This window comes from Cupriavidus sp. 22TCCZM04-2, assembly GCF_057798895.1.
Genome location: NZ_JBYOJS010000008.1, coordinates 208,999 through 226,139, shown reverse-complemented (window position 1 = coordinate 226,139; position 17,141 = coordinate 208,999). Strand labels below are relative to the sequence as shown.

The following is a 17,141-nucleotide window of genomic DNA, read 5'->3' as shown; positions in this document are numbered from 1 at the left end:
TGGTGCGTCATTTGGCACTACAGTGAATGAACTTCGGCGATTCAGCCCGGGTTCCCATTTCAGCCAGTGACGAAGACCTCGCACCGATGCCCGTACCGACTCCCTTGCCCTTCACGCCCACCCGCCTGACGTTGCGGGATGGCCGCCATATCCTGCTTCGCGAAATCTGCGATCAAGACCGCTCGGGGTTGCTCGCCGCGTTTTCGCGGTTGTCGGCCGACGCCCGCTACACCCGCTTCATGGCGCCCATGCGGGAGTTGCCCGAGGCCATGCTGGAGCATGCCACGCACCCCGAGCCGGACCATGAATGCGCGCTCGTCGCCTGGAGCGAGGCGGAAGTCGGGGAACAAAGCGGCCGTCTGGTGGGCGGTGCGCGTTTCGTGGCCGCGCCCGGCAGCGATGTCTGCGAGTTCGCCATCACGCTCGATGACGACTGGCATGGCGCGGGCCTGGGGCGCATCCTGATGTCGTCGCTGATCGAGACGGCGCGTGCGCGTGGCTATGCGCGCATGGAGGGATTCGTGCTGGCCATGAACACGCCCATGCGGCGCCTGGCGCGCCGCCTTGGTTTTTCCGATGTCGGGTGCCCCGATGACGCGACCCTGCGCATCGTCACATTGCAGCTGGACCAGCAGGCCGATGCCGCAGACGCTGGATGAAGTGGATGGTGACGGGGCCGTAGTGAACGGAGGGAGGTCGCGATGTCTGTATTGTTGCTCGGCAATATCGAGCCCGGCACGACCGAAGACGAGATCCGCGCATTCCTGGTCAAGTACGGATTGCCGGCATTCGATGCCCTGGAGCACGTGCCCGGCGATGGCAGCAATCCCGCGGTCATGCTGACATTCAGCGCACTGGACCCGGCCACCCTGCGCAAGCTGCTGACGCGGATTCACGGCATGTTCTGGAAGCGCCGGCGCCTGAGCGCGCTGGCGATGACGGAACGCTACATCTGAGCGATGCGCGGCGGCCGCCGCGCATCGTCATCATCGTCCTCGATGCCGCATGGTCAGAGTTGCGCGGCGTGGTGCCGGATGTGGTCGGCGATAAAGGTGCTGATGAAGTAATAGCCGTGGTCATAGCCGGCATGCCGGCGCAGCGTCAGCGGCTGGCCCGCCGCCGCGCAGGCGGCCTCGAACGCCCCGGGATGGAGCTGGCTCGCCAGGAACTGGTCCGCCAGGCCCTGGTCCACGAGGATGCCGGCCGGGAAGGGCGCTGCCTTCTGGGCCGCCATCAGCGCGCTGGCATCATGTTCGGCCCAGCGGCCGCGGTCCGTGCCGAGATAGCCGGTGAACGCCTTCTCTCCCCACGGGCACTGCATCGGCGCGGCGATGGGCGCGAACGCCGACACCGAACGGAAGCGCCGCGGATGCCGCTGAGCCAGCACCAGCGCGCCGTGTCCGCCCATGGAGTGACCGAAGATGCCGACGCGGTCCGGATCGACCGGCAATTCGCGGCTCGCGAGATCGAACAGCTCCTGCGCGACGTAGCTTTCCATGCGCCAGTGCGTGTGCCACGGCGCCTCGGTCGCATCGACATAGAAGCCCGCGCCCACACCGAAGTCCCAGGCATCCGCCTCGCCCTGCATGCCGGCGCCGCGCGGACTGGTGTCCGGCGCAACCAGGACCAGGCCGTGCTCGGCGGCAAAGCGCTGCGCACCGGCCTTGATCATGAAGGTTTCCTCGGTGCAGGTCAGCCCCGCCAGGTAGAACAGCGCCGGCAGCCTGGCGCCGGGCTGCGCCTGCGGCGGCAGGTACACCGAGAAGCGCATCGGCAGGCCGATGGTGGTCGAGGCGTGCCGGTAGAAGCGCTGCACGCCGCCATGGCAGCCGTGTTCGGACAACAGTTCCAGAGTCACGGCCGGCTCCTCAGTACAGCACCACCGAACGAATCGACTCGCCGCGCTTCATCAGGTCGAAGCCTTCGTTGATGCGGTCCAGCGGCAGCGTGTGCGTGATCAGGTCGTCGATATTGAGCTTGCCATCCATATACCAGTCGACGATCTTCGGCACGTCGGTGCGGCCGCGCGCGCCGCCGAAGGCCGAGCCTTTCCATTCGCGTCCGGTCACGAGCTGGAACGGGCGCGTGGAGATCTCCGCGCCGGCCTCGGCCACGCCGATGATGATCGATTTGCCCCAGCCCTTGTGGCAGCACTCCAGCGCCTGGCGCATGACCTGCGTGTTGCCGATGCATTCGAAGGAATAATCGGCGCCGCCGTCGGTCAGCTGGATGATATGGTCGACGACGTTGCCCACGTCCTTCGGGTTGACGAAATGCGTCATGCCGAACTTGCGCGCCATGGCTTCGCGCGCGGGGTTCAGGTCGACGCCGATGATCTTGTCGGCACCGACCATCTTCGCGCCCTGGATCACGTTCAGGCCGATGCCGCCGAGGCCGAACACCACCACGTTGGCACCGGCTTCCACCTTGGCCGTGAAGATGACCGCGCCCACGCCGGTCGTCACGCCGCAGCCGATGTAGCAGACCTTGTCGAACGGCGCGTCAGGGCGGATCTTCGCGAGCGCGATCTCCGGTACCACGATGTGGTTCGCGAACGTCGACGTGCCCATGTAATGGAAGATCGGCTTGCCGTCGATCGAGAAGCGCGAAGTGCCGTCCGGCATCAGGCCCTTGCCTTGCGTCGAGCGGATGGCCTGGCACAGGTTGGTCTTGCGCGACAGGCAGAACTTGCACTGGCGGCATTCCGGCGTGTACAGGGGGATCACGTGGTCGCCCGGCTTGAGCGAAGTCACGCCCGGGCCGACGTCGGTAACGATGCCGGCGCCCTCATGGCCCAGGATCGCCGGGAAGATGCCTTCCGGATCGGCGCCGGACAGCGTGTAGTAGTCGGTGTGGCAGATGCCGGTGGCCTTGATTTCCACCAGCACTTCACCGGCGCGGGGGCCTTCCAGGTCCACCTCTTCGATGGTCAGCGGGGCGCCGGCTTTCCAGGCGATAGCGGCTTTGGTCTTCATGGAATCCTCCTGGGAAAGAGAAAGTGGTCGGCCCGCCTGGGCCGGAGGCATGACTATACGGCCTTACGGGGAGACACAGGCATCACTTCTTCGATGTGCCTGGCCGCTGATCGGCCGCATCGTGCGAGATGCCCTACGAAAGTGGGGTGAGCAATCGCCGGATCGTTCCGTTGCTTGCTTGCTGGAGACATTGGCGCTCGCGGTTGCATCCCGTCCCAATGACCCACCCGTTGCCCCCACATCGCAAATAGTAATGAAGACTCTGACCCTTAACCAACGGCTCTGGATTCCCTTCGGCCTGATCTGGATCGCCATGCTCGGCATCTGCACGTTCGAGGCGTTCGCGACGCGCGCGGAGATGTTCGCCGGCCGCCAACGCGAGATCCAGAGCGTCGCCGAGGCCTCGGTCAGCTTGATCGCGTCCGTCGAGAAAGAGGCTGCCAGCCAGGGCATGTCCCTTGAAGACGCGCAGAAGCTGGCCAAAGAGCGCCTGCGCCCGCTGCGCTTCGGAACCGACGGCTATGTCTCGGTCACGGACTTCTCGGGCCGCTCGCTGATGCACCCGTTCAAGCCCGAGAACGAAGGCAAGAACCTGACCGGGATGAAGGATCCCAACGGCGTGGCCATCTACGTGGAAATCGCGAAGATCGCCAGCGGCCAGGGCTCGGGCTTCCTCAACTACATGTGGCCGAAGCCGGGCGCGAGCGCGCCGCTGCCCAAGGTCAGCTATATCAAGGCCTTCAAGACGTGGGAGTGGGCCGTCACCACCGGCGCCTATGTCGATGACATCGAGGCGGCATTCCGGCAGGCACTATTCCACTCCTTACTGATGCTCGTGATCGTGGGCGGCGCGGCGACCCTGCTGGCCGCCTGGCTGCTGCGCGGCGTGCGCCGCGACCTCGGCGGCGAGCCCGCCTATGCCGCATCGGTCGCCAACAGCATCGCGGATGGCGACTTCACGCGCCAGATCGACCTGCGCCAGGACGACACCTCCAGCCTGCTCTATGCCATGCAGCGCATGCAAGGCAAACTGGCCGGCACCGTGAGCGGCATCCGTGCCTCGGTCGATTCGGTGGCCACGGCCACCGCGCAGATCGCCGCGGGCAATTCGGACCTGTCCTCGCGTACCGAGCAGCAGGCGGCCTCGCTGCAGGAGACGGCAGCCAGCATGGAAGAGCTGACCACCACCGTGCAGCACAACGCGGACAGCGCGCGCCAGGCGAGCGGACTGGCCGACAATGCGTCGGAGATCGCCAATCGCGGCGGCGAGGTGATGGAGCAGGTCATCGCCACCATGACGCAGATTGCGGACAGCTCTGGCCAGATTGCCGACATCATCGGCGTGATCGAAGGCATCGCATTCCAGACCAATATCCTGGCGCTCAATGCCGCGGTGGAAGCGGCGCGCGCGGGCGAGCAGGGGCGCGGCTTTGCCGTGGTGGCGGGCGAGGTGCGCAGCCTGGCGCAGCGTTCGGCTGGCGCGGCCAAGGAAATCCGCACGCTGATCAGCACGTCGGTCGATCGCGTGCGCAGCGGTTCGGACCTGGTGACGCGCGCGGGCGCGACCATGACGGAGATCACGCAGTCGATCCGCCGCGTGACGGACATCATGGGCGAGATTGCGGCGGCGTCCGTGGAACAACGCACGGGCATCGAGCAGGTCAACCAGTCGGTCGCGCAGATGGACCAGGTGACCCAGCAGAATGCCGCGCTGGTCGAAGAAGCCACGGCGGCGGCCCACTCGCTGGAAGAGCAGGCGGCAGCATTGCGCCAGGCCGTCGCGGCGTTCCGGATTGCACGGCATGACGGCGGCAATGCCGGCGCGCCGCGCAGGCCCGCTGCGGCTCTGCGCCAGCCAGTCGCGCAGAAGGCGCAGCCACTGCGCGCGGCGCGCGCTGACAGTGCCGGCGGCGAAGACTGGGAAAAATTCTGAACGCTGCAGATTAACGCGGCTGGGCGGCCGACGATGTGGCATTGCGGGTCGAGCCGGCCGAGCCCGCGCCCGTCTGCGCGAGCTGAAGGTCATGCCGGCGCCCCAGCCACCAACCCAGCAAGGCCCACGCCAGGGCCAGCGCGGCACCGGCCAGCGCCACCGTGGCGGCATGGCCGGAGATCGCGTCGATCGCTGTCTTCACCCACGCGCTCACTGCATCGCCCGCGCGGTACACCGCGGTGTCGATGACGTTCTTGGCCTTGTACTTGGTTTCCGGGTCCACTACGGTGAACAGCATTTCCCGGCCTGGCCGTAGCAGCGCGTACTCGCCGACGCGGCGCAGGATCATCACGCTCGCCAGCACGCTGAAGGTCGGTAACATCGCCAGCATCAGGAACCCGGCTACGACCGCGAGCGGCACCATCGTCAGCAGCGCAGAAACCCCGTAGCGCCGCGCTACGCGGCCCGAAAAGAACAGTTGGACGATGATCGTCAGCGCCTGCACGACGGCGTCGAGCGCGCTGAAAACCTGCGTCTGCCGCGCGCGCTCCGGAAACGACTCCGCCACCAGGCGTGCCTGCTCGAAATACAGGAAGGTGCTGGCCGTGGCCAGCAGGATCACGAACAGGCTGATGCCCAGCAGGTAGCGCGATCGCATCACCAGCGACAGGCCGGCCCACAGTCCGCCGCCGACAGGGTGTGCCGGATCCGCGGCCACGGCGTCGCCGGGTTTGGCCACGCCAGCGCCGGCGCGGCGGCGCCAGCCGAACAGCCACCCCACGCCCGGCAGCGTGGCGGCCAGCAGGGCAGCGGACAGCAGCATCAGCCCGGTAAGCCCGATATGCACCACCAGCCAGCCGCCCATCACCGGGCCGGCCAGGCCGCCCGCGCTGGCGCCGGCGGCCAGCAGCGCGAACAGCCGCCGGGCCTGCTCGGGCCGGAACACATCGGCCATCAGGCTCCATGCCACGGACACTACGAACAGGTTGAAGACCGACAGCCAGACATAGAACACGCGTGCCAGCCAGACGCTGTCCGGCACCGCGCGCGTGGCCACGGCAAAGCCGACCAGGTTGGCAATGAAGAAGCCATAGACCCAAGGCACGAAGCGCCGGCGCGGCAACCACGCGCAGCATGCGCCATAGAGCGGAATGGCGGCCAGCATGACCACGAACGTAGCCGTGAACAGCCATTGCAGGTTCTTGACGCCGCCGGCAATGCCCATGGTCTCGCGCACCGGGCGCAGCATGAAATAGCTGGCAAACAGGCAGAAGAAGAACAGGAAGCCGGCGACGACGGCACCCGTTTCGCCGGGGTGGAGGCCAAGGCCATGGCGCAGCCGGGCAAGCGTCCCGGTGGCGGCCTGGCCCGGATGGTGGTCCATGGGCTAGGCGAGCAACGCCGCGATACGCTCGCGCAGGCCGGCATCCGGCATGCGTCCGAGCGCGGCGCCCAAATTGTCCGCCATGTTCCGGGGCTTGGATGTGGCGGGAATGGCCGCGGTCACGGCCGGATGGCTGACCACGAACTTCAGGAAGAGCTGGCCCCAGGAGTGGCAGTCGATTTCCCCGGCCCACGGTGGCAGCGGCCTGTCCTTGACCGCGCGGAACATGCGGCCGTCCTGGAACGGCCGGTTGATCAGCACCGCCACGCCGCGCGACTGGCACAGCGGCAGCAGCGTACGCTCAGCGCCGCGCTCGGCGAGCGAATAGTTGACCTGCACGAAGTCGACGCGTTCACTGCGCACGATCTGCGCGAGCGTCTCGTGGGCGTCCTCGCGATAGTGCGTGATGCCGAGGTAGCGGATCTTTCCCTGTTCCTTGAGTTGCCGCAGCCAGCGCAGGTTCTCGCGCCAGTCGATCAGGTTGTGGACCTGCAGCAGGTCGACCTTGTCGGTATGCAGGTCGGCCAGCGAACGCGCCCACTGCGCCTGGGCCGGTGCGCCGGCGGGGGCCGACACCTTGGTCGCCAGGAAGACCTTGCCGCGCGCGCCGGCGCTGCGCAGCAGGTCGCCCGTCACGGTTTCCGCGCTGCCGTAGCTCGGCGCGGTGTCGATGATCGAGCCCTGGTTCTGCAGCAGCAGGCCCATGACTTCGGCAAGCGGCGCGCGCTCATCGGCGCCGGTGCCGACGTTGAAGGTGTCGGCCGTGCCCATGCCGATCACGGGGAGCGCCTCGGTGCTGCCGGGGATGGTCCGCCGCATCGGCGCCGCTACCGTGGATGCCGCGGCGGTGCCGGCGCTGGCCGCAAAACCGGGCACGGCGGCCAGCCCGGCGGCTATCGCGAGAAATGAGCAGCGGTCGATCGACATGGATGGATTTCCACGCAAAAGGCACTCACTGACCATAATCCTCCGGGTTTGCCTTGTAAAGTATCAGGCCTGCGTACGCACCCCACTCCGGGTGGGGCCGGATTGCAAAAACTACCTGCTGCCCGAACAATCCGGCCGATAAGGGGAGTCGGCCGCAATGGCCCGCAATGGCCCGCAATGGCCCGCAATGGCCCGCAATGGCCCGCAATGGCCCGCCGTGGCCAGGCGTGGCCAGGCGTGGCCAGGCGCGGCTGGGTTTGGCCCCTCACCCAGAATCAAACGGAAGACAGGCAACATGCATACCCGGGGCGCAATCACCGGCGCGGGCCCGGCCGTGCTGCTGCCTGGCCATCTGCTGCAGCATGCCGAACTGGCCTATGTGTGCGCATCGCAGGCGGCGTCGCGCATGCTTGCGGAAAACTATGTCGGCCTGCCGTTCGGGCCGCTGGCCGCGTGAACATGGCCAGTCCTTTCCTTCAACGTTGGCTTCCCTGTGCGGGGTATCGACCACGATGACAAGTCTTCTGGGCGTGCTGTTTGACGGCCTGGCCTACGGCAGCCTGCTGTTCCTGATCAGCGTCGGCCTGTCGGTGACGATGGGGCTGATGAACTTCGTCAACCTCGCGCATGGCGCCTTTGCCATGCTGGGCGGCTATGTGGCCGTGCTGCTGATGAACCGTGCCGGCGTGCCGTTCCTGCTGGCGCTGCCGGCCGCCTTCGCGGGCGCGGCGGCGGTGGGCTGGGTGCTGGAACGCACGCTGTATCGCCGCCTCTACCAGGCCAGCCATCTCGACCAGGTGCTGTTTTCCATCGGCCTGACCTTTATGGCGATGGCCGGCGCTACTTACCTGTTCGGCCCGGGCCAGCAACCCGTGGAACTACCTGAGATGCTGCGCGGCCAGGTGCGCGTGGGTGGACTGGAACTCGGCGCATACCGCCTGTTCCTGATTGGCGTGGTGTTGGCGATTACCGCGGCGCTTGGCTGGCTGGTTGCGCGCACGCGTTTTGGCGCGCAAGTGCGGGCCGCCGTCGATCACCAGCAGGCCGCGCGCGGCCTCGGCATCAACGTGGGGCGCGTGTTCAGCCTGACCTTCGCGCTGGGCTCCGGGTTGGCGGGGCTGGGCGGCGGGCTAGGCGTGGACGTGCTGGGTCTGGACCCGGCGTTCCCGCTCAAGTACATGGTGTATTTCCTGCTCGTGGTCGCCGTGGGCGGTGCCGGGTCGATCCGCGGTTCGCTGCTCGCGGCGCTGGTGCTCGGCGTCGCGGACGTGGCCGGCAAGTACTACGTGCCGGCCGTCGGCGCCTTCGTCATCTACGCGATGATGGTGCTGCTGCTGGTCCTGTTCCCGGCCGGACTGTACGGGAGACGCGCATGAAGACGCTGATGCGGTCACTGCGGCCACCCGCTGCCCCGCGCGAGGCCGGCACCCCGGCGCCCGCCGGGCGCAAATTGCCGGACGGGCGCTGGCATCCGGCCGAGTTCGTGTTCTGGCTGCTGCCAGTGTCGGCCTTCTTTGCGTTGCCGGACTACCTGATCCTCGGCAGCCAGATCCTGATCACCGGGCTCTTCGCCTTGTCGCTGGACCTGATCCTGGGCTATGCGGGCATCGTTTCGCTGGGGCACGCGGCATTCTTCGGCCTCGGTGCCTATACGGCCGGGCTGCTGGCCGCGCATGGCTGGGGCGAGCCACTCAGCGGCCTGCTGGCGGCCGCCGCCGTGGCGGGCGCGGGCGGCTGGCTCTGCAGCTTCCTGGTGGTGCGCGGCGGCGACCTGACGCGGCTGATGGTGACGCTGGGCATCGGCCTGATGCTGTTCGAGGCGGCCAACAAGGCCGCCTTCGTCACGGGCGGCGTGGATGGCTTGTCCGGCGTGGCCGTGGATCACCTGTTCGGGGTATTCGAATTCGACCTGTTCGGCAAGACCGCCTACCTGTACAGCCTGGCGGTGATGTTCGTGCTGTTCCTGCTGTTGCGGCGCCTGACGCAATCGCCGTTCGGCCTGTCGCTGCGCGGCGTGCGCGAAGGCGTGCGGCGCATGCCGGCTCTCGGTGCGGACGTGCCGCGCCGGCTGCGCGCGGTGTTCACGCTGTCGGCGGCGATTGCCGGCGTGGCCGGTGCGCTGCTGGCCCAGACCACGCAGTTTGTCGGCATGGACGTACTGGGTTTTCCACGTTCGGCCGAGCTGCTGGTCATGCTGGTGCTCGGCGGCGCCGGACGCTTGTATGGCGCGTTGGCGGGCGCGGCGCTGTTCATGATTGCCCAGGATGTGCTCGCCGGCATCAATCCGGTGTACTGGCAGTTCTGGATCGGCCTGATGCTGGTGGTGATGGTGCTGTTCGCGAAGGGAGGCATCATGGGGGCGGTCGATGCGGCGCGTGCGTGGCTGGCCGCGCGCGCGGGGCAGCAGCCCGAAAGCGGTGCGCAATGAGCGGGCTCTTGCGGACCGAAGGCTTGTCGCGCCAGTGGGGCGGGTTCGTGGCGAACAGCGACATCTCGCTCAGCTTCGCGCCCGGCGCGCGCCATGCGCTGATCGGCCCGAACGGCGCGGGCAAGACCACCTTCATCAACCTGCTGACCGGAGCGCTGGCGCCCACGTCCGGGCGCATCTGGCTCGGCGGGCAGGACATCACCCGCTTGCCCCAGCATGCGCGCGCGCGCCTGGGCATGACCCGGACCTTCCAGATCAACACGCTGTTCCCGGGGTTGACCGTACTCGAATCGGTGGTGCTGGCCGTGGCCGAGCGCACCGGCGCGGCGCGCGAGTGGTCGCGCACGGTGGCGTCGCAGCGCGCGCTGGTGGACGAAGCCATGGCGGTGCTGGCCAACCTGAGGCTCGAGAACGAAGCGGATGTCGAGACGCGCCGCCTGCCGTATGGCAAGCAGCGGCTGCTGGAGATCGCACTGGCACTGGCCACGCGGCCATCGATCCTGCTGCTCGATGAACCCGCGGCGGGTATTCCGTCAGCGGAAAGCGCCGAGCTGTTCGCCGTCATCGCCGCGCTGCCGCGCGAGATCACGATCGTGTTCATCGAGCACGACATGGACCTGGTGTTCCGCTTTGCCGAGCGCATCACGGTGCTGGTGGGCGGCAAGGTGCTCACCGAAGGCACGCCGGCCGAAATCGCCGCCGATCCGCGCGTGAAAGAGGTCTACCTTGGGGAGTCGGCACATGGCTGAGTTGCTGCGGGTGGAAGCGCTGAGCGCGGGCTACGGCGACGCCGTGGTCATCGACGGCATCGACCTGGCCCTGGATGCCGGGGACAGCCTGGCGCTGCTGGGCCGCAATGGCGTGGGCAAGACCACGCTGCTCGCGACGCTGATGGGCTTCACGCGCGTGCGCCGCGGCACGCTGCGCTGGCAGGGGCGCGACCTGGCACGGCTGCCGCCGCACCAGCGCGCCCAGGCCGGCATTGGCTGGGTACCGCAGGAGCGATGGGTGTTCCCGTCCCTGACGGTGGAAGAGAACCTGAGTGCCGTGTCGCGGCCCGGACACTGGACGCTTGCGCGCATCTACGATCTGTTTCCACGCCTGCAGGAGCGCCGGCGCAACCTGGGCAACCAGTTGTCGGGCGGCGAACAACAGATGCTGGCGATTGCGCGCGCGCTGATGCTCAATCCTGCCTTGCTGCTGCTCGATGAACCGATGGAGGGCCTGGCCCCCATCATCGTGCAGGAGCTGCAGCGCGTAATCGGCACGCTGATCGGGCAGGGCGGGATGGCGGTGATCGTGGTCGAGCAGCATGCGCGGCTGGCGCTGGCCATGACACGGCGGGCCATGGTGCTCGACCGGGGCAGGGTGGCGCATGCGTCGGACAGCACCGGCCTGCTGGCGGACAAGGAACGCCTGGACCGGTTGATGGGCGTTGGGTAGCGGCCTTGCGGGTGGCCGGGCGGCCGGCGCAAATGTATCAAGGGCGTTCACGATGGTTTGCGGAAACCCGAACTGCCGCTATGCTGCGCAATCTGTGCCGGCCAGTTCCGTTCGGCGCCCCCGCAGGACCGTGACGCGGCAGCAGATCCGATCCCGAGACCCGATATGACGCTTTACCAGATCAAACCGAAGTTCCAGGCCTGGCTGCGGCCCACCGTGGAGCGGCTTGCCGCCGCAGGCGTGACGGCCAACCAGGTGACGCTGGCGGCAGCGGCCGGCTCGCTGGTCGTCGGCGCGCTGGCCGGCGGACTGGCGTGGCTGCCCGGCGTATTCCTGCTGATGCCGCTGTGGCTGTTTGCGCGGATGGCGCTGAACGCGATCGACGGCATGCTGGCGCGCGAACACGGGCAGCAAAGCGTGCTGGGCGCGTACCTGAACGAACTCGGCGACATCGTTTCGGACCTGGCGCTGACCATCCCGTTCGCCTGGGCCATGCCGTCATCGGGCGGCGAGGTCATGCTGTTCGCCATCCTGGCCGTGGTGTCCGAGTGCGCGGGCCTGGTCGGTCCGCTGGCAGGCGCCACCCGGCGCTATGACGGCCCGCTTGGCAAGAGCGACCGCGCGCTGGTTCTCGGCGCGCTCGGCCTCTGGGTCGGCTGCGGCCTGGGCCTGGCGACATACGGCCATTGGTTCTGGATCCTGCTGTCGCTGCTGTCCGTGGCGACCATCATCAACCGCGTTCGGCGCGGCGTGCAGGAGGCTCGCGAGAGCCAGGCCCGCCAGTCGGCTTCCTGACCTGTGGAGACGCGCCGCGTGGAACGTACCCCGATCGAATCGCGCTTTGCCACCCATGACGGGCAGGAACTGTTCTACCGGCACTGGCCAGCCGCGAGCGGAACGCCGCGCGGGGCCGTGCTGCTGTTCCATCGCGGCCACGAACATTCCGGCCGCGTCGCGCACCTCGTCGAGGAACTGAACCTGCCGGACCACGACTTCTTTGCCTGGGACGCGCGTGGCCACGGACGCTCGCCCGGCGAGCGCGGCAGCCCGGGGCTTGCCTGTTCGGTGCGCGACATCCAGACCTTTGTCGACCATATCGAAGCCGCGCACGGCATTGGCGTGGAACGCCTGGCGGTGGTCGCCCAGAGCGTCGGCGCGGTTCTGGCCGCGACCTGGGTGCATGACTACGCGCCGCGCATCCGCTGCCTGGTCGCCGCCTCGCCGGCGTTCAAGGTCAAGCTCTACGTACCATTCGCGCGTCCCGGCCTGAAGCTGATGCATCGGCTGCGCGGCAAGTTTTTCGTCAACAGCTACGTCAAGGCAAAGTTCCTGACGCATGATCCGCAGCGCGTGGCCAGCTACGACGCCGATCCGCTGATCACGCGGCCGATCGCCGTCAACATGCTGCTCGAGCTCTACGATGCGGGCGAACGCGTCGTGGCCGATGCCGGCGCCATCACCGTCCCCACGCAGTTGCTGATTTCCGGGGCGGACTGGGTCGTGCATCGCGGTCCGCAGGACGCGTTCTTCGACCGCCTGGGCTCGCGCGTGAAGGAGCGCATCGTCCTCGACGGCTTCTACCACGATACGCTCGGCGAGCGCGACCGGGCATCCGCCGTGGCCGCGGCGCGCAAGTTCATCGTGCGCGAATTCGATACGCCCTCGGCGCCCGTGTCGCTGCTTGGGGCCGACCGCCGCGGGCCCTTCAAGGATGAGTCGGACCGGCTCGCCGTGCCGCTGATGGCGGCAAGCCCCGCGGGCATCTACTGGGGCACGGTGCGCGCCGGCCTGCGCCTGGGCGGCATGCTCTCCGAGGGTGTCCGGCTGGGCCACCAGACCGGCTTCGATTCGGGTTCGACGCTCGACTACGTCTACCGCAACAAGGCGACGGGCCGCTTCGGCATCGGTCAGCTCGTGGACCGCAACTACCTGGATGCCATCGGCTGGCGCGGCATCCGGCAGCGCAAGCTGCATGTGGAGGAACTGATCGGCGAGGCCATTCGCCGCCTGCAGGCCGCGGATGCGCCGGTGCGCATCGTCGACATCGCGGCGGGCCATGGCCGCTATGTGCTGGAGGCGCTGACGTCGCAGCGCGGCAGCATCGACTGCAATGCGGTGGAGAGCATCCTGCTGCGCGACTACAGCGATATCAACATCGAACAGGGACGAAGCCTCATCCGCCGCAAAGGGCTTGATCCGATTGCGCGCTTCGAGAAGGGCGATGCCTTCGATGCCGACAGCCTTGCCGCGCTGGACCCGGCACCGACCCTGGCCATCGTATCGGGCCTGTATGAGCTGTTCGGCGACAACGCGATGGTCGGGCGTTCGCTGCGCGGGCTGGCGCAGGCGGTGCGGCCGGGTGGCTATCTCGTCTATACGGGCCAGCCGTGGCACCCGCAACTCGAGTTCATTGCGCGGGCGCTGACCAGCCACCGTGCCGGATCGGCATGGGTGATGCGCCGTCGCTCGCAGGCCGAGATGGACGAACTCGTCCGCGACGCCGGCTTCGAAAAGCTCGCCCAGCGCATCGACCCGTGGGGCATCTTCACGGTCAGCCTGGCGCGAAGGAAGGGCGAGGGGCGCTGATGCGGGGCGACGGCGCACACCTTGGCCCCGCGGCGCAGGATCGGAGTCCGGCGCCCGCGCCGGGCCGGCCCTGGGGCCTGGCCGTGGGTTTGCTCGCCGGCATGGGTGTGCTGTTCTTCTCCAGCTACGGCCTGGCCAACTGGCTGGCCAGCCAGCATGCGGACGTGCCGTACTTCCACTTCGGCTGGGAACGCGGGATTCCGTTCGTGCCGTGGAGCATCGTGCCGTACTGGTCGATCGACCTGCTCTACGGACTCTCGTTCTTCCTCTGGTCGACGCGCGCGGACCTGCTGACCCACGTGAAGCGGCTGCTGGCGGCGCAGCTTGTCTCGGTGGCCTGCTTTATCGTATTTCCACTGCGCTTCGCCTTTGCACGTCCCGAAGCGGACGGGCTGCCGGGGCAGCTGTTCACGCTGCTCGGCGGATTTGACAAGCCGTTCAACCAGGCGCCGTCGCTGCATATCAGCCTGCTCGTGATTCTTTGGGTGGCCTACGCCGCGCACCTGCGGGGCGGCTGGCGCTGGCTGATGCACCTGTGGTTTGCGCTGATCGGTGCGTCGGTGCTGACGACCTACCAGCACCATTTCATCGATGTCCCGACTGGCTGGCTGGTCGGGTGGTTATGCGTATTTGCGTTTCCGCTTGAGCCGGCAGAGACTGCCGGCTCACCGGATGCCCGGCTTGCGCGCCGCTACGGGATGGCTGCGATGCTGCCGGGGCTCACCGCCGTCGCGGCCTTGAGCGTGTCGGTTGTGGCTGCTTTCATGCTGGCGTGGGCGGCCATTGCGCTGGGCTGCGTGGCCGTGATTTACCGTGCCGGCAGGCCGGGAGCATTCCAGAAGCGCGTCGATGGCACGCTCCCGATGTCGGCCTGGTGGGTACTGTGGCCCTATGTGCTCGGGGCCTTCGCCAACTCGCGCTGGTGGACAAGGCGCGAGCCCGCCGTCAGCCGGTTGACCGACGGCGTCTGGATCGGCCGCCTGCCCGGTGAGGCAGAGCTGCGCGAATCGGGCGCCGATGCCGTGCTCGACCTGACGGCGGAATTGCCTCGGCTGGTGACAGGCGTCTTGTACCGCTGCGTGCCGGTGCTGGACCTGACCGTGCCATCGCAGGCGCAATTGCATGCCGGCGTCGAGACCATCGAGGCCTGGCGGCAGGCAGGGCGCACGGTGCTGGTCAGTTGCGCGCTTGGCTACTCGCGCAGCGCGCTGGTGGCTGCCGCATGGCTGGGCGCGCATGCGCAGCTGCGTGATGCGCAGCAGGTGCTGGCCCTGTTGCGCCAACGCCGGCCCGCAGTGGTGCTGGGCCCGCAGAGCGCGGCGGCCTTGACGCGCTTCCTGCAAACCACCGTAGCCGGCCCCCAGGTTTCCGACTCGCAAGGAGCCGACCATGCTGTCTGAAGATTCCCGTCCCGAGCCCGATCCCGGTACAGCGGCCTGGGTGGCGCGTATCACCGCTGCCGCCATGCACGCCGCCGCCCGGCTGAATGGCGCCGGGCTGGTCCTGGCGATGGCCAACCTGCTGCTTGCCGGTCTGTTCGCGCCCGCCGCGCTGGTCTACCTGATCCTCGGGCTGGTGGTGGCGCTCATGGGTGCCGGGCAACTCTGGCTGCTGGTCCGTATCGAGCTGGACCGCCGCCTGTTCGAGGCGCTTGCCGTCGCGGCCGACACCGCCGAACTGGGCGCGCTCGACCAGGCACTGTCCGCCCTCGGCTGGCAGGCGCCTGGACGCGCGGGCCGCTCGCTGGCGGAGCGCTCGCGCGCGACGCTGCGTTTCCTGAAGTTCGCCGGCGCACTGGCGGCGACCCAGTTGCTGCTCGCGCTTCTTTTGTTGCTATTGAGATGACTTCGCCATGACGTGGCTTTCACGACTGGTGGCACGCGCCATCATCCTGTTTGCACAGATGCTGACCGGCATGCAGGCGCGCTGGAACGGCTGCCTGCCCGCAGCCGTGCAGCGGGTCTATTTTGCCAACCACAGCAGCCATGGTGACTTCGTGCTGATCTGGGGCTGCCTGCCGCCGGACCTGCGTGCGGTGACCCGGCCCGTGGCAGGCGCGGACTACTGGGAAGCCTCGCCGGTGCGGCGCTTTATCGGGCGCGATGTCTTCCGTGCCCTGCTGATCGACCGCACCGGCGGGCGCGATGGCGCCGGCCCCGACCCGGTGGCGCAGATGGAGCAGGCGCTACGCGCGGGCGCCTCGCTGATCCTGTTTCCCGAGGGCACGCGCAACACCACCGACGACCGCCTCCTGCCGTTCAAGAGCGGCGTGTTCCACCTGGCCAGGGCATGCCCGGACATCGAGTTCGTGCCGGTATGGATCGACAACCTCAACCGCGTGATGCCGAAGGGCGAGATCATCCCCGTGCCGCTGCTATGCACCGTGACCTTTGGCGCGCCGCTGCGGCTGCAGCCCGAAGAACCGAAAGAATCGTTCCTGTCCCGCTGCCGGCAGCAACTGCTCGCGCTGGCACCGGTGCTGGAGTAAGACCATGTCCAATATCCAGGTTATCCACGACACCCGCATGCTGTTTGGCGGGGTGCTGTGCGTATTGCTGCTGGCCTCGCTGGTGACCGCGCTGCTGCGCTGGCGCGTGGCGGGCGGCGCGCCTCATACGGTGATCGACAACCTTGCGGCACGGGTCTCGGCGTGGTGGTGGATGGTGGCGATCCTCGGCATTGCCTTCGCCATGGGGCGCACGGCGATCATCGTACTCTTCGGCTTGTTGTCGTTCTACGCGCTGCGCGAATTCATCACGATCACGACGACCCGGCGCGGCGACCATCGGGCCATGGTGGCCGCATTCTTCGTCTTCCTGCCGGGACAGTACCTGCTGGTCTATACCGGCTGGTACGGGCTGTTCTCGATCTTCATCCCGGTCTATGCCTTCCTGATCCTGCCGATCCTCTCGGCGCTGTCATCGGAGACGACGCGCTTTCTCGAACGGTGCGCGGGCGTGCAGTGGGCGGTGATGATCTGCGTGTTCTGCATCTCGCACGTCCCCGCGCTGCTCACGCTGCCGATTCCGGGCTACGAGGATCGCAACCTGCTGCTGATCGCGTTCCTCGTCATCGTGGTGCAGGGCAGCGACGTGCTCCAGTACGTCTGGGGCAAGCTGCTCGGCAAGCGCAAGATCGCACCGCTGCTGTCGCCGTCGAAGACGGTCGAAGGCTTTGTCGGTGGCGTGGCCAGCGCGACGGCGCTGGGGGCCTCGCTGTGGTGGATCACGCCATACGGCTCGCCGCTGACGGCCGGCGCAATCGCGCTGGTCATCGCGCTGATGGGCTTCCTCGGCGGCCTGGTCATGTCGGCGATCAAGCGCGACCGCGGCATCAAGGACTGGGGCCACATGATCGAAGGCCACGGTGGCATGCTCGACCGCCTGGACTCGGTGGTGTTCGCCGCCCCGGTGTTCTTCCATGTCACGCGCTACTGGTGGGTGCCCTGAGCGGCGCGAAGGTGGG

18 protein-coding genes are annotated in these 17,141 nt (G+C 67.9%); 14 read left to right on the top strand and 4 right to left on the bottom strand.

All coding sequences use genetic code 11. The features are described 5' to 3' along the window. Positions 1–86 precede the first annotated feature (86 nt). Positions 87–659, top strand: a complete 573-nt coding sequence (locus AC3FKG_RS14785) for an N-acetyltransferase family protein (RefSeq protein ID WP_483711779.1) — start codon at positions 87–89, stop codon at positions 657–659. 42 nt (positions 660–701) lie between these two features. Then, positions 702–956 (top strand): RNA-binding protein, encoded by a 255-nt coding sequence (locus tag AC3FKG_RS14780; RefSeq protein ID WP_483711778.1) that lies wholly within the window; start codon positions 702–704, stop codon positions 954–956. 53 nt (positions 957–1,009) lie between these two features. Here the strand turns inward: AC3FKG_RS14780 and fghA are convergent, their stop codons facing one another. Continuing rightward, positions 1,010–1,852, bottom strand: coding sequence for an S-formylglutathione hydrolase (gene fghA, locus AC3FKG_RS14775; protein WP_483714361.1), 843 nt, complete (start codon positions 1,850–1,852; stop codon positions 1,010–1,012). A gap of 16 nt (positions 1,853–1,868) precedes the next feature. Further along, positions 1,869–2,975 carry an S-(hydroxymethyl)glutathione dehydrogenase/class III alcohol dehydrogenase gene (locus AC3FKG_RS14770; RefSeq protein ID WP_483711777.1) on the bottom strand — a complete coding sequence of 369 codons (1,107 nt, stop codon included), beginning with the start codon at positions 2,973–2,975 and terminating at the stop codon, positions 1,869–1,871. A gap of 253 nt (positions 2,976–3,228) precedes the next feature. On the opposite strand from AC3FKG_RS14770, the gene AC3FKG_RS14765 reads away from it, so the two are divergent. Further along, the gene (locus AC3FKG_RS14765) at positions 3,229–4,908 is read left to right on the top strand and encodes a methyl-accepting chemotaxis protein (RefSeq protein WP_483711776.1); all 1,680 of its coding nucleotides are present in this window, start codon (positions 3,229–3,231) and stop codon (positions 4,906–4,908) included. Between the two features lie 10 nt (positions 4,909–4,918). Here the strand turns inward: AC3FKG_RS14765 and AC3FKG_RS14760 are convergent, their stop codons facing one another. Further along, entirely contained in the window at positions 4,919–6,292 is a 1,374-nt protein-coding gene (locus tag AC3FKG_RS14760; RefSeq protein WP_483711775.1) for an NTP/NDP exchange transporter, read from the bottom strand. A 3-nt stretch (positions 6,293–6,295) separates the two neighbouring features. Continuing rightward, positions 6,296–7,219, bottom strand: a complete 924-nt coding sequence (locus AC3FKG_RS14755; protein ID WP_488743415.1) for an aldo/keto reductase — start codon at positions 7,217–7,219, stop codon at positions 6,296–6,298. Positions 7,220–7,514: 295 nt separating this feature from the next. On the opposite strand from AC3FKG_RS14755, the gene AC3FKG_RS14750 reads away from it, so the two are divergent. From AC3FKG_RS14750 to AC3FKG_RS14700, 11 genes are all read left to right on the top strand, one after another. Then, the gene (locus AC3FKG_RS14750; RefSeq protein WP_488743421.1) at positions 7,515–7,676 is read left to right on the top strand and encodes a hypothetical protein; all 162 of its coding nucleotides are present in this window, start codon (positions 7,515–7,517) and stop codon (positions 7,674–7,676) included. Positions 7,677–7,731: 55 nt separating this feature from the next. Next, positions 7,732–8,595 (top strand): branched-chain amino acid ABC transporter permease, encoded by an 864-nt coding sequence (locus AC3FKG_RS14745; protein WP_483711773.1) that lies wholly within the window; start codon positions 7,732–7,734, stop codon positions 8,593–8,595. After that, positions 8,592–9,647: a branched-chain amino acid ABC transporter permease gene (locus AC3FKG_RS14740; RefSeq protein WP_483711772.1), complete on the top strand. Its 1,056-nt coding sequence runs from the start codon at positions 8,592–8,594 to the stop codon at positions 9,645–9,647. Before AC3FKG_RS14745 ends, AC3FKG_RS14740 begins: the two co-directional genes overlap by 4 nt. Beyond that, a complete protein-coding gene (locus AC3FKG_RS14735) occupies positions 9,644–10,396 on the top strand; it encodes an ABC transporter ATP-binding protein (RefSeq protein WP_483711771.1) in 753 nt (250 codons plus the stop codon). The genes AC3FKG_RS14740 and AC3FKG_RS14735 overlap by 4 nt, the downstream gene beginning before the upstream one ends. Then, positions 10,389–11,090, top strand: a complete 702-nt coding sequence (locus AC3FKG_RS14730; RefSeq protein WP_483711770.1) for an ABC transporter ATP-binding protein — start codon at positions 10,389–10,391, stop codon at positions 11,088–11,090. The genes AC3FKG_RS14735 and AC3FKG_RS14730 overlap by 8 nt, the downstream gene beginning before the upstream one ends. A gap of 165 nt (positions 11,091–11,255) precedes the next feature. Further along, a complete protein-coding gene (locus AC3FKG_RS14725; protein WP_483711769.1) occupies positions 11,256–11,885 on the top strand; it encodes a CDP-alcohol phosphatidyltransferase family protein in 630 nt (209 codons plus the stop codon). A gap of 18 nt (positions 11,886–11,903) precedes the next feature. Next, entirely contained in the window at positions 11,904–13,676 is a 1,773-nt protein-coding gene (locus AC3FKG_RS14720; protein WP_488743414.1) for a bifunctional alpha/beta hydrolase/class I SAM-dependent methyltransferase, read from the top strand. After that, positions 13,676–15,076: a phosphatase PAP2/dual specificity phosphatase family protein gene (locus tag AC3FKG_RS14715; RefSeq protein ID WP_483711767.1), complete on the top strand. Its 1,401-nt coding sequence runs from the start codon at positions 13,676–13,678 to the stop codon at positions 15,074–15,076. Before AC3FKG_RS14720 ends, AC3FKG_RS14715 begins: the two co-directional genes overlap by 1 nt. Then, on the top strand, positions 15,066–15,521 hold the full coding sequence (locus tag AC3FKG_RS14710) for a hypothetical protein (RefSeq protein ID WP_483711766.1): 456 nt from the start codon (positions 15,066–15,068) through the stop codon (positions 15,519–15,521). Before AC3FKG_RS14715 ends, AC3FKG_RS14710 begins: the two co-directional genes overlap by 11 nt. A gap of 7 nt (positions 15,522–15,528) precedes the next feature. Then, complete coding sequence (locus AC3FKG_RS14705; RefSeq protein ID WP_483711765.1) at positions 15,529–16,164, top strand: lysophospholipid acyltransferase family protein; 636 nt, start codon at positions 15,529–15,531, stop codon at positions 16,162–16,164. A gap of 4 nt (positions 16,165–16,168) precedes the next feature. Then, positions 16,169–17,125, top strand: a complete 957-nt coding sequence (locus AC3FKG_RS14700; RefSeq protein ID WP_483711764.1) for a phosphatidate cytidylyltransferase — start codon at positions 16,169–16,171, stop codon at positions 17,123–17,125. Positions 17,126–17,141: the final 16 nt, after the last annotated feature.